Annotated in this window: 5 protein-coding genes; 3 read left to right on the top strand and 2 right to left on the bottom strand. The window is 39.0% G+C overall.

Features of this window, described 5'->3' with window-relative positions; all coding sequences use genetic code 11:
• Positions 1 to 3,180 (bottom strand): SusC/RagA family TonB-linked outer membrane protein, encoded by a 3,180-nt coding sequence (locus KO513_RS15450; RefSeq protein WP_215914169.1) that lies wholly within the window; start codon positions 3,178 to 3,180, stop codon positions 1 to 3.
• 644 nt (positions 3,181 to 3,824) lie between these two features.
• Here KO513_RS15450 and KO513_RS15445 point away from each other — a divergent pair.
• Positions 3,825 to 8,060 (top strand): two-component regulator propeller domain-containing protein, encoded by a 4,236-nt coding sequence (locus KO513_RS15445; RefSeq protein ID WP_215914168.1) that lies wholly within the window; start codon positions 3,825 to 3,827, stop codon positions 8,058 to 8,060.
• A 127-nt stretch (positions 8,061 to 8,187) separates the two neighbouring features.
• Positions 8,188 to 9,705, top strand: coding sequence for a sulfatase-like hydrolase/transferase (locus tag KO513_RS15440; RefSeq protein WP_215914167.1), 1,518 nt, complete (start codon positions 8,188 to 8,190; stop codon positions 9,703 to 9,705).
• Between the two features lie 216 nt (positions 9,706 to 9,921).
• Here the strand turns inward: KO513_RS15440 and KO513_RS15435 are convergent, their stop codons facing one another.
• Positions 9,922 to 11,478 carry an alpha-L-fucosidase gene (locus KO513_RS15435; protein ID WP_215914166.1) on the bottom strand — a complete coding sequence of 519 codons (1,557 nt, stop codon included), beginning with the start codon at positions 11,476 to 11,478 and terminating at the stop codon, positions 9,922 to 9,924.
• Positions 11,479 to 11,840: 362 nt separating this feature from the next.
• Between KO513_RS15435 and galB the strand changes: the two genes are divergently transcribed.
• Positions 11,841 to 14,318, top strand: coding sequence for a beta-galactosidase GalB (galB, locus tag KO513_RS15430; protein WP_252735873.1), 2,478 nt, complete (start codon positions 11,841 to 11,843; stop codon positions 14,316 to 14,318).
• Position 14,319 lies beyond the last annotated feature (1 nt).

The raw sequence follows: 14,319 nt of genomic DNA, 5'->3' as shown, positions 1-14,319 counted from the left end.
TTAGAATTGTAATTGTAGACCCACTTTGTACTGTGACGTTACCGGATACGTACCTTGGTCAATACCCCTACTACTAAAACCGTTATTACCCACTTCAGGATCAAATCCGGAATAGTTGGTGATTGTAAGTGCATTTTGCGCCTGAACGTAAATTCTAAGCTTAGCAATCTTCATTTTATCCGTTAGTTTTGATGGTATGGAATACCCTAGGCTAACATTCCTAAGCCTAATGAAAGAACCATCCTCTAGGAAATAATCCGAAGCATCCCTATAGGAATTGGTACGTGGAGAACCGTCATAATATGGAATATCCGATGTGGGGTTGGTGGTAGTCCATGAATAATAAATATCTGCATGGGTTCCCGATTGATATGCATAGGCCTTACTACCGTTCATTACTTCAGCACCTTGTGAACCGTACCAGTTCATAGAGAAGTCTACACCTTTATAGTTAGCCCCAAAATTGAAGCCCATATTAAAGTCTTCGGAACCACTGCCCTTGTACACCTTATCATCTTGATCTATTTTACCATCGCCTGCATCAGGAACACCGTCTCCATCTGTATCTACGGTTGGTTGATCAACATATCTTAACTGGCCTAAAGTGGCTGCTGGGTCTATTTCACGATATTCTTCTAGTTCTTCTTCCGTTTTTATGATACCGTCCGTTTCCCGTAAAAAGAAAGCGGCCGCCTCATAACCTTCCCGAATAACACTTACCAATTCCCGAGGGCCTCTTTGCGAGATATAACTGTTATCCAAGAATATAATAGGATTGTTAGGACTGGTCTTGGTAACCATATTTACGTTTTTGGCATAAGTAATACCTACGTTCCAACTAAATCCTTTTTTACCGTAGTGATTGAATTTCAAAGCCATTTCATGACCTGTATTTCTCATATCACCAATATTAAGAATACTGCTTCTATTGGAACCAAAAACACCGGTTGACGGAGGATTGACAACCCCGAACAACAAATCTTTCTTTTCACTTACGTAGACATCATTGGAAAAGGTAAGCTTGCCATTAAAAAAGGCTAGATCAACCCCTAAGTTGCGTTCTTTGGATGTTTCCCATTTTACATTTTCATTGGCATACCTTTCTTGGGTAGTTCCCAAGGCGGGTGTCTCCGTGGTTGAATCTAAACTAGGGTCTACATCTGCACTCCCAAACACGTAATCCTGCCCTAAATCAACAACAGCCTGATTACTGTACGATGCAAACCTATCGTTACCAGTGGTTCCATATCCTACCCTGATCTTAAACGAATTAACCGTTTCTTTAATAGGTTCCCAAAAAGCTTCATCGGAAACGTTCCATCCAAACGAGGCGCTAGGAAACCATCCCCATCTGTTCTGTGGGCTAAATTGAGACGAACCGTCCCTTCTTATACTTCCACTAAAAATATACTTTCCATCATAGTTATATTGTAACCTACCCAAGTAACCAATGAGGGTTCTTGTATAGTCCCTTCCGCCGGAAGTAATCAAATCTCCTGTTGTATATCCATCAAAAACAGTAACCGCAGCATCTGCATTATCTCTTTTCTCTGCCCGGAAGTATTCATTTTCCGTACGTTCCATAGAGTTTACCAACAAAACGTTTACATCATGTTTTCCAAACGTTTTATGGTAGTTCACCATCCCCTCAAAAGTTAACTTGTTATTATCCGTAACAGCGGTCTGAATCAAAGAAATATCCCAAGGATTAGGTGGTATTAAATCTCCGGCAGTATTAAAAACGTCCAACCTTGGTATAATACGCACCCCTTTCTCATGAGAAAAATTGGCCCCGCCCCTAGCAGTAAATTTTAATGATGGAGTTGCATCAAAATCTATCTGAATGTTGGCTCCGTTACTAGTCCCATCCCTCACCTCTTTGGTATTAAGGTTTCTGGCAACACCACCCAAATTTTGAATGGGGCCTATTCCGCCCGGTTCGTCTACATCATCTTCAGTAACATCGGTTAATTCGGTTTGACCTAGTTCTATATCCGGTTGATATGGCTTATATTCCAAAATTTTGTTGAACACGCCATAATTGGGCAATGTTTTTTCGTCTCTTTTAAAAGTCAATCCTGTTGCTATCTTCCAGTTCCCTTTTACAAATTGGGTATTGGACCTGATATTGAATCGGCTATAATCAGAATTGATCATAATACCCGCTTGATCATAAAAACTAGCATTGAAGTTATACGTAAGACCGGCTTTACCTCCAGACACGTTAACCGAGTGATTTTGAATAGGCGCCAAATCGTTTAAAATTAAATCATCTAGTTGCGTATCATTCGTAAACCAAGATCGGTTTCTATGAATTTCTGCATTTACACCTCCCTGCGCCTTACCACTTGAGAGTGCCCCTCTAAGCATTTCCATATACGTAATTTGATAGGAAGACATAAGTGGCGTTCCGGAGGTAATATCCTGAACCCCGTATTCGGAATTCACACGAATATCCATCTTACCTACCTTACCTTGTTTTGTTGTAATTAGGATAACACCACCTGCACCACGTGTACCATAGATTGATGCCGAAGCTGCATCCTTAAGTACATCTATAGATTCTATTTCGCTAATACTCAATTGTGGATCACTATTATATGGTATACCATCAACTACGTAAAGGGGACCGTTTTGTCCATCTAAAAGCGAGCTAAAACCTCTAATAAGAATATTGGCTTCCTCACCCGGTTGTCCTGAACTGGCCGTAATATTTACACCGGCAATCTGCCCTTGTAGCGCCGTACCGATATCTGCGGTAGTTGTTTTGGCCAATTCTTCTGATTTTACCTGCACTACCGCGCCGGTAAGTTCTTTTTTTCGTTGGGTACCGTACCCTACCACAATAACCTCGTCCAGTTCAGAGGCGTCTTCCTCTAAACTAACGTTTACCGTGCTTTTACCGTTCACGGCAATCTCCCTAGTTGCAAAGCCTATATAACTAAAGACAAGTACATCCGTAGGTTTGGCGTTAATAGTATACAGACCGTCAAAATCTGTAACGGCACCCGTTTGGGTTCCTTTCACCACCACACTTACCCCAGGTAATGGTGCGCCATCTGCCGAGACCGTTCCAGAAACAGGTTGCTCTTGGGCATGAGCAAAACCAAGACACAACCCCAACATAAGCGTCATGAGCTTATGCCTGGATTTTCTAATTAATAGTAGTTTGTTTTTCATACATTCTCATTGTTAAAGTTTAGTTAAACAAATGTTCCTTTTTTATTTCAATGAGATAATCACAGATGATTTGATCCTTGAATCATATGATTAATGACCAAATAACATTGTGCCGTATATGGTTAATCAGCAATATTTTATGAAGTAAAGAATGGAGCGGCAAAAACAATCGAAAAACGTCTAATTAGTGAACCCTGCACTTCTACAGATTCTTTATGAAAAATTCTAAAACGTTAATATTTTGTTAGCAAAAAGACCGTGTATACTGGGGTTTTGTACTATACCCAAATAATCGGATATAAAGGGTTATAGCACATACATTAGAAAAAAACGAATCTTGGAAGTCTCTTTAAAAACTTGCGACATTTGGCCAGAAAACACGTTAAATTAATCATATGGCTTACGGTCAAAACCATATACTCTACACCAAATCTTAGTTTTACCTTAAATTGTTATCTTAATTAAGAACAGCTTTTGGAAAGTTGGTTTTTTTAGATTGATAATAAGGTCTAAGTAAAATTCAGACTTTTACATATGCTCGTTTTCCTTCATTTTTAGATTTGGTATAACCTGTCAAAAATGGATAAATTACCCGTTATCTTAGTTGATTGAAGGGGACCCTAATTACTAATTCAATTTATTGAATGATTACATCACATAAAATAAAAAATATCGGCGTATTTGTACTCCTTTTGCTCTGTTATGTAACCAGTGCTTTTGGTCAAAAACAAATTGCATTTCAACACATATCAACAAAAGATGGCCTATCGCAAAGCGATGTCAATACAATCTACCAAGACAAATTTGGTTTCATGTGGTTCGGTACACATGATGGTCTTAATAAATATGACGGTTATGAGTTTACCGTTTATAACTTAGATAACAATAGGCCCGATAGCATTAGCAGTAACTTGATTTTTGACATTGTTGCAGATGATGAAGGTAACCTGTGGATTGGAACAACCGGGAGCGGCGTTAATTTTTTTAATGTTACTACTGGAAAATTCACACAATACATACACGATAAAAACAACCCCAAAAGTTTATCAAGCAACCATATTACCAAGGTATTTCTAGATAGTAAAAATCGTTTATGGGTAGGTACCCGAAATGGTCTGGACCGTTTAGACCTTAACTCGCAATCAGAGGAAATAGAATTTGAACACTTTAATTCAGAAATAGCTTCCTCTATATCAAAGTATAGTGGATTATCCGTTAGTACAATTCACGAGGATCACAAAGGAGGCCTTCTGGTAGGGGGCAAAAACGGACTGTACAAACTCAAAAAGGATGATAGAGGTAGAGATTTTTTTGATAATATTACGGAAGACATAGGCCTACCCAAAACTACTATTAAGCACATTACCCAAGACGCCAATGACCGTCTTTTTATAGCCACTTCCAGAGGGTTGTACTGCCAAACAAATACAGACAAACAACCTTTTAAACAATTTAGACAAGGAGCCTTTAATAATATTTTATTAGACCAGGACAACCATATCTGGGCGGGTTCCGATATTGGCCTGTCTTACTTTGAAAACTTCACTGATGATCGCGTACCCACATTTTTAAAACGTTTTGAGTACGACTCTAAAGACCCAACAAGTTTAAGCAAAAATATCGTAAAATCCCTATTCATGGATAATACCGGTATTATTTGGATAGGCACAAATGGTGGTGGCATCAATACATTTGACCCAAAGAGAAAGCAGTTTCAACATGTTAGAAACACCTCTGACCCCCAAAGTCTGAGTTATGACAAAATCAGGTCTATGTTTGAGGACAGTAACGGCACTTTATGGATCGGTACGGAAGGCGGTGGACTAAATATGCTAGAACAAGAACACGACAAAGGTTCCTACAATCACTTTAAACATTTTGGTTCCATATCAAAAATATTTGCTATTGATGAAACGCTAATTGGTGGCAAGAAAACATTGCTGATCGGGTCAGAGGGGTTTCCGGGACTCTTTTTTTTAGACCTCACTAAACCAGGTGATCTTTCCAAAGACAACTTATATAAAACCGATTTAAAGTATGGAGTTTTTAGTTTACTGGCAGATAGCAATGAAAATATATGGGTAGGAACCTATAATTCCGGGATACACCGTTGGATAAAGACGGATACTGTAGGGCATTTTAGAAAACAGAATTTTGGGTATTACCCCGGAAAATCCAACGCTATATCTAGTGACATTATCCGGAACATACTTGAAGACCGCAATGGTAATATCTGGTTCGCAACCGGAGACGGCCTTTGTATGCTTACCGAGAAAGAGCGTTATAAAAAACGTCCAAAATTTAAAGTTTACAAACACAAGTCTGAACAAGCCAATTCTATAAGCCATAATTATATTCTTTCCCTTTTTGAAAGTAGTACAGGAGACCTTTGGATAGGTACTTTTGGCGGAGGGCTCAACAAACTTATTCCTGGAACGGATGAACAGCCCCCTACTTTTAAACACTACACTACAAAAGATGGCCTGCCCAACAATGTCATAAAGGGTATTCTTGAGGACAGTAAACAAAATTTGTGGCTATCCACCAACAAGGGTTTATCCCGTTTTGACACAGAAAAGGAAACCTTTATAAACTACAATTCAAGTGATGGTCTTCAAAACAATGAATTTCAAGAACTTGCCTGTGTGAAAAGGGCGGATGGCGAAATGCTTTTTGGAGGAATCAATGGTTTTAACGCGTTCTACCCAGAGGAGATAAAAGAAAATAAATACCCGGCAAAAACGGTTATAACAGATTTGCTCATTTCCAATAAATCAGTAGAAATTGGTGAAAAAGTAAACGGTCAGGTAATCCTTAATAAGAATATAAGTAAGAGCCAAGAAATAGAATTAAGTTACGGTAATAACAACTTTTCGTTTGAATTTGCCGCGCTACATTATGCGGCACCTTTAAAAAATAAATTCGCGTACAAACTTAAAGGTTTTGATAAAGATTGGACAGAAACCTCCGCAAAAAAACGGTACGCAACCTATACCAACCTAAAACCGGGCGATTATATTTTTAAGGTAAAAGCTTCCAATAATGACGGTATTTGGAATCCAACACCTACCTTATTGAAAATTCATATTATTCCACCTTGGTGGCTTACCAATACAGCTTATATAGTTTATGGTCTCATGGTTCTAGGACTTTTATGGCTTTTCTGGAGATATACCTTTATCCGTACCTCTAAAAAGCACCAATTAGAGCTGGAGTCCGTAGAACGGGAACGCTCGGCAGAACTCCACCGAATGAAACTGGAGTTCTTCACCAATATTTCCCATGAGTTCAGAACGCCTTTAACCCTTATTAAAGGACCCTTGGAATATGTTCAGAACAATTTAGTTTCATTAGATCAAAAATCGTTAAAGGAACAGCTTGGTCTTATGCAAAAAAACACCAATTACCTCATGAGGTTGGTTACCCAGCTACTGGATTTTAGAAAAATAACCCAAGGTAAAATGAGGTTGGTCATGAGGCATAGTGATATTGTTGCATTTTTACAAGAAGTTGCTGAGCCCTTTCAATTCTTGGCCCATAAACAGTCCATTGATTTTGAGTTGGAAACCACAAGTAAAACTTTGATTACTTGGTTTGATCACGAAGCACTAGAAAAAATCATGAACAACTTGCTTTCAAACGCTTTCAAGTTTACAGAAGCCGGTCAGAAAATAAAAATAAAAATTTCGGAGGATAAAGTGGCCGAAAGAAAGGAAATTGTCATTCAGGTTAAAGATTCCGGTATAGGTATCCCTAAGTCTAAAATCTCAAAAATATTCGAACGGTTCAACTCGGTTAAAAATGGCGAAAAAAATGACAAGATAAATCCGGAAGGCATAGGAATTGGCCTTTCTTTTACCAAAAACCTAGTAGAATTACATCAGGGAACAATAGAAGTCTACAGCAAGCCGGATAAAGGCACCAAGTTTATTGTTCGCCTGCCAAAAGACAAGGAAGCCTATACCAATATTGAGGAAATAAGCTGCAAAGATGTCTCGGACAACGATTTTCTGGTTAGGTCTTCTGAAACCGAATCTTTTGCCATTGGTTTAAACGACGACCTTATTGACGAGGGTATTTCCAAAACACGATCCAAGCTTCCCGTTTTATTAGTGGTAGATGACAACCCTGATATTAGAACGTTCATAAGCAAGGTTTTAGGAAAGCTCTACACAGTGTACCAGGCCGAAAATGGTAAAAAGGGTCTGGAAATAGCTAAAAAAATAATGCCCAATATTGTTATATGCGATATTGTAATGCCTATAATGGATGGTATTGAGTTCTCTAGAACCATGAAAAGCCAACCGGAAACCAGCCATATACCCATTATCATCCTAACCGCTAAATCCTCTCAGGAAAGCGAACTGGAAAGTTTGGAATTGGGAGTGGACGAATATTTACGGAAACCCTTTGATTTTGAACTGCTCAAGCTAAAACTATCCAATATCATAAAACGGCGCGAACATTTAAGAAAACGTTTTAACCGCAAAATAACGGTACAACCCAGTGAAGTGGTAGTAACCTCAATGGATGAAATATTTCTTAGCCAAGCTATTGAAATCGTGGAAAAACACATGATGAATACCGATTTTAATGTTGAAATGCTCGTGAAGGAAATGGGTCTTAGCCGCAGTACACTGTATCTTAAGTTTAAAGAGATAACCGGGCTTTCTTCCAGCGAATTCATCAGAAACGTTCGTCTTAAGCGTGCGGTACAGCTGTTTGACCAAAGTAACTTCTCCGTAAAGGAAATTATGTACAAAACAGGTTTCAGTACGGCCTCCTACTTCTCCAAATGTTTTAAAAAGCAATTTGGAGTGGTACCAAGTGAGTACGTTCGTCAAATCAACAAAAAAAATGAGGCTACAGATGCGTCCTAATATCCGTATAAATACTATAAATTCATCCTAAAGAATTCGGCCAATGTAATTTTAATAAGATTCAATCCTTATTTTCACCCTGACCAAATAAACGAAGTACAATAAATCATTTTTAAAATTTAATCCTTTGAAAAATTTAACACTTGCCCTCATCTCAGTGCTGCTGTTCTCTTGTAAAGCTGAGAAAAAAGAGGTTACACCGTCAAAACCTAACGTAGTTTTCATATTTGCCGATGATATGACCTATTCGGCCATAAATGCGTTAGGGAACAAAGAAATTCAAACTCCCAATCTAGATAAATTGGTACATAAGGGGACTACGTTCACCCATGCCTTTAACATGGGAGGTTGGAACGGTGCCATATGCGCAGCATCTAGAGCCATGATCATTTCCGGACGTAAGCTTTGGGAAGTAAACGAATTTCGCGAAAATTGGAGTAACGGTAAGGAGTTTGACAAAACTTGGGGTAAACTCATGGAAGGCGCAGGATATGACACCTATATGACAGGAAAATGGCACGTAGATGCCAAAGCCCAAAACGTTTTTCAAAATGTAGTTCACGTTCGCCCAGGTATGCCAGGCGATGCATGGGCCACGAAAAATACCGGTGCCAAATTCAAAACCTTAAAAGAAGAAGGTAAAAAACCGGAAGATATTATGCCTATAGGTTATAACAGACCTCAAAATGAAAATGATACACTTTGGACCCCTACAGATATGAAGTACGGTGGTTTCTGGCAGGGTGGTAAACACTGGAGCGAAGTACTTAAAGACGATGCCCTTGGGTTCATAGACCAGACCAAAACGAGCGAGAAGCCATTTTTCATGTATCTGGCCTTTAACGCACCACATGACCCTAGACAGGCACCACAAGAATTTGTAGACCTATACCCTATAGAAAACATAAGTGTTCCTAAAAGTTTTCTTCCCCTCTACCCTTATAAAGATGGAATGGGCAATGGCCCAAGTCTCAGAGATGAAGCACTAGCTCCTTTTCCCAGAACTGAATATGCCGTAAAAAAACATACACAAGAGTATTATGCGCTCATTTCTCATTTGGATTTTCAAATTGGGCAGATTCTAGATGGATTAGAGAAAACTGGTAAAATGGATAACACCTATATCATTTTTACGGCAGATCACGGTTTGGCAATGGGCAAACATGGCCTTCTTGGAAAGCAAAGTCAGTTTGACCATAGCATTCGCGCTCCGTTTATGATCGTTGGGCCTAAAATTCCTGCAAACCAAAAAGTTGATGCCGATATCTATTTACAAGATGCCATGGCAACAAGCTTAGAATTGGCCAGCATTGAAAAACCCGAATATGTATTCTTTAACAGTGTTTTAGACCTTGTAGACGGAGAACGTAAAGAAAGTCATTATGATGCTATTTATAATGGTTACATAGACTTACAGCGTATGATACGTAAAGATGGCTATAAACTGATCGTATATCCTAAAATGGACGTTGTATTGCTGTACGACTTAACAGCTGATCCAGAAGAAATGAACGATTTGGCGGGCAAGCCTGAATTCAAAGAGAAAGTAGATACTATGTTTTCCGAGTTAATGCAATTACAAAAAGATATGGAAGACCCTCTAGATATTAGTGCTGTACTAAAGAACTACAGAGCTGAAAAATAAATTTTAAATTCACTTTGTACTAAGCAAAGTTGGCCCGTTAATTACAATGAACGGGCTTTTTTTTTATGGCTACCGATCAAAGGTAAACTACTAAAAAGCAATACTCCTTAACCTACAAACAAGAAACTTAGAGGCATAAAAAAAGTGCATCGACTATGAACAATCGATGCACTCAAAACTAACACAAAAAAAACAATCTTAAAGTAGAGCTTAATCTTAAATAGATATCTCTAACACGTGGGCATATTCACCCGATTTTTTTCCTAAATCCTTAATGGTAAGTGCTTCCTTAGTTTGCTCAAAATCTATTTTAGCATCACTACCCAATAGCTTCACAGCTTTGATATCCAAACCTTCGGCGTAGGCATTTGCACTTCCTAAAGACTCTATATCAATCTTACCGTTCTTTGGCCAAGCCAACATTATGGCGTACAACTTATCCCCTTTTTGGGTAAACCTAATGTCTTGACCCGTAAACTCTTTGTTTTTCCCTTCGGAATGATGCCCCTTTTTAACCTCTGTTGGACCTTCTCCAAAGGTTTTCCAATATCTGGTATCGTAGATAGCATCACCGTTAACAGCAAGCCAATCACCAATTTGTAATAGAATCTCTTTTTGGTCATCAGGAATAGTACCATCTGCTTTAGGACCAACGTTCAACAATAAGTTTCCGTTTTTAGAAACGATATCCACTAAATCGTCTATCAGTTGGTTAGGCGTTTTAGAATCCCAATTAGTAACATGTGACCAAGAATTTTTACCTATTGAAGTATCGGTCTGCCAAGGCAGTTTTCTAATACCTGGAAGTTTCCCTCTTTCCAAATCATAGATAACAGTGCCTTCCGGAAAGGCTTCATGACCAAAATTCTTATCATTGATCAAAACTTCTTTTCCCCACTCACGACCTTTATTGTAATAGTAAGCTGCCAATTTTGGCCTTAAGTCTGCAAAATCATCAATATCTACATAGAAGTCAAAATAAAGGATATCAGGTTGGTACGTATCTACCAAATCAATTGTTCTATTCCACCAGCGCTCCTTAAATTTTTCGGAAACCGGTTCTTTTAAATCTTTTCCTTTGCTAGAATATAAATCGGCATACTCTGGGTCAACCGTATCAAACTTATCCTTCTTATTATAAAAAGACCAGTTAAAGGCAAAGTGGGAAGAAGCGCCCATTTTCAAACCCTGTTCACGGCCTTCTTTAAAAAGTTCACCTAAAACATCCCTTTTCGGACCCATATCAAATGAGTTCCAACGGGTTGTATTTGACTTGTACATAGCAAAACCATCATGGTGATCGGCTACCGGAACTACATATCTAGCACCTGATTTTTTGAAAAGGTCTATCCATTCCTTAGCATCAAATTTTTCAGCCTTGAACATGGGAATAAAATCTTTGTAGCCAAATTCTTTTTGGTCTCCCCACGTCTTTTTATGGTGTGTATATGCTGCATTAGGCCCTTTCTTTCCTGGTTTTAGGGTCGCGGAAAAAGTTGCGGTATCCATATACATCCGTCTTGGGTACCATTCGGAACCAAAAGCAGGAACCGTATAGGCGCCCCAATGGATAAAAATCCCGAATTTATCATCGCTGAACCATTTTGGATCTTTATAATTTTTCTTGATAGACTTCCAATTAGGCTGAAAGACTTTAACGGTATCGGTAGTACTGAGCTGCGCCGTATCATTTTGATTTTTTTTGTCCGAACTGCCACAGGAAGCAATACAGACAATGGCGACTGAAAGTGCCGCTAGGTGTTTTAAATTCATAATGTGGTTGTTATTGACGATACCATTTTGTTTCGCCCTATTTGAGGTAGCTAAATTCTAATTTTATCGCTCATCCCCGAGCCACGAATGTGCTAAAGGGTACAACAAATGAACATTTCACTAAAGTCAACTTAGAGAATTTACAAGCTCATATTAGGTTTAAGGCCCGCAAAAAACTTGACAATATATTGACAACACCCAATCTTCTAAAAATCTTGGAAGTTGTACTGTAATGTCTTAACATGTAGACGCCACCCGCAAACCCTAACCAAAAAAACCATCTGTTCTATTTTTTCATCAGTCCGTGGTCTTTTCCCTAGAAATTATTTTCGACTTTCACCACAATAAATATTAACGTGAAAATGATGTTGAGAACAAGCTTACTATTTACCCTTTTATTACAATTCTGTTTCTCCTTTGGCCAATTAAGTCCCGATGCCACAAATGGCGATGTTTCTTTTAATAGCAACTGGCTTTTTCAAAAAGGAGACCCTTCCGGAGCAGAAAAATCTACATTTAAAGATGCGCAGTGGCGTAAACTTAATTTGCCCCATGATTGGGCCATTGAAGGTCCTTTTGACAAAAAATACAATGCTCGTACAGGAGGTTTACCGGTACACGGTACGGCATGGTACCGCAAACATTTTACCATAGACAAAAAATATGCGGCTCAGCAAATAGCTGTCTTGTTTGATGGTGTCATGAACAATAGTAAAGTCTATATAAACGGAACCTATATTGGCGAGCGCCCTTTTGGTTATATGGGTTTTGAATTGGATTTAACCCCGTACATTAAGTTTGGGGAAGACAACGTCATTGCCGTAAGGGTTGCCCCAGAAGATTTAGCATCCCGCTGGTACTCCGGAGCAGGTATCTATAGAAACACCTATTTAAAAATAAATAACCCGGTCCACATTCCACTTTGGGGCACCTATATTACAACCCCAGAAGTATCTAATGAAAAGGCGACTGTAAAAATTGAAACCACGGTAAAGAATGCCAATGGCAAAAAAGCTTCGGTTACTTTAGAAACAAAAATAATTGACGGGCTAAATAACGTGGTAGCTTCAAGTAGTCAAAAAATCAAGCTAGAAAAATCTTCGGAGAAAGCTGTTATAGATGAAATAGTAGTGAACAATCCCAACCGATGGGGAATTGAAAACCCTTTTTTATATGATGTTGTCACTCAAGTAAAAAAAGCGAATACGGTTATAGATGAGTACCATAGTACTTTAGGGATAAGAAGTATTTCTTTTGATGCTAAAAAAGGGTTTCTATTGAATGAAAAACCTGTGGAATTCAATGGCGTATGCATGCACCATGACCTTGGGCCTTTGGGTGCCGCGGTAAATTACAGAGCTACGGAGCGCCAAATGCAAATTATGCAAAGTATGGGCGTAAATGCCTTGCGTACGAGCCACAACCCACCATCGCCAGAAATGCTCCAGATATGTGATAAACTAGGTATTGTTGTCCTAGACGAAGCTTTTGACGAGTGGAAAATTCCAAAAGTCATTAACGGCTATAATAAGTTTTTTGACGAATGGCACGAGCGTGATTTAAGGGATATGATCAAAAGAGACCGTAACCACCCTTCCGTAGTTATGTGGAGTATAGGTAACGAAATTATTGAACAACGTGAAAAGGACGGTTGGAAAGTGGCTAAAATGCTGAGCGATATCTGTCACGATGAAGATCACACCAGACCAACTACAGCAGGTTTTAACAACTACCCGGGAGCGTTCAAAAATAAATTAGCGTACCAGATAGATATTGTAGGCCTAAACTATAAGCCTTTTGATTATGGCGAAGTTATACGGGAAAATCCAGATATGATCCTTTACGGTTCCGAAACCTCATCGCAGACCAGTAGCCGAGGTTCGTACCATTTACCTATTACCTATGAGCACCAAAAAGAAACACACCAAGTCTCTAGTTATGATGTAACGGTTGGTCCACCATGGGCCTATCCTCCTGATGTTGAGTTTGATGTTCAGGCAGAAAACCCTACCTTTTTAGGTGAATTTATGTGGACAGGCTTTGATTACCTTGGCGAGCCTACGCCTTATGGTGGCCGTGATAATTCTACCAATGGATATTGGAACGCAGATTGGCCGGTACACGCCTCCTATTTTGCTCCCGTAGATTTATGCGGATTTCCAAAAGACAGATATTACCTCTACCAAAGCCAGTGGACTACAGAGCCTATGGTTCATGTATTGCCACACTGGAATTGGGAAGGAAAAGAAGGAGAAGAAATTCCCGTATTTGCCTATACCAATTGTGATGAAGTAGAACTGATCGTAAACGGGAAATCTTTGGGCAGAAAGGTAAAAGGAGTTGATACCACTGATATTCCGGCTGAATTCCGTGGATTTGAAAAAGGTATGTATACGTCAAAATATAGATTAAGCTGGAAGGTTCCTTTCCAACCGGGAAGCTTACGAGTAATTGGTTATAAAGATGGAAAAGCAGTTGCCGAAAAGATAATCAACACTGCTAAGAAAGCATCTAAAATACGCTTAACGGCAGACCGTTCCCAAATTTCGGCAGATGGTAAAGACCTTTCTTTTATTGAAGTTGATATTACAGATGCGGATGGAAACCTTGTTCCTTTAGCGGACAACCAAGTACAGTTTACTGTAGAAGGCCCCGGAATCCTTGCTGCAGTGGGCAATGGAAACTCGGCATCACTAGAATCGTTTCAAGACACTAAAATAAAAGCGTTTAACGGAAAATGTCTTTTAGTAATAAAATCCACCGAAGCCGCTGGCAACATAACAGTTTCAGCTACTTCTAAAGGATTGGAAACTTCTAAAACTATAATCGTATCAAAATAAT

Source organism: Zobellia sp. B3R18, assembly GCF_018860715.1.
GTDB lineage: Bacteria > Bacteroidota > Bacteroidia > Flavobacteriales > Flavobacteriaceae > Zobellia > Zobellia russellii.
Note: the sequence above shows the minus strand (reverse complement) of the source record. Positions and strands in the feature narration are given on the sequence as shown.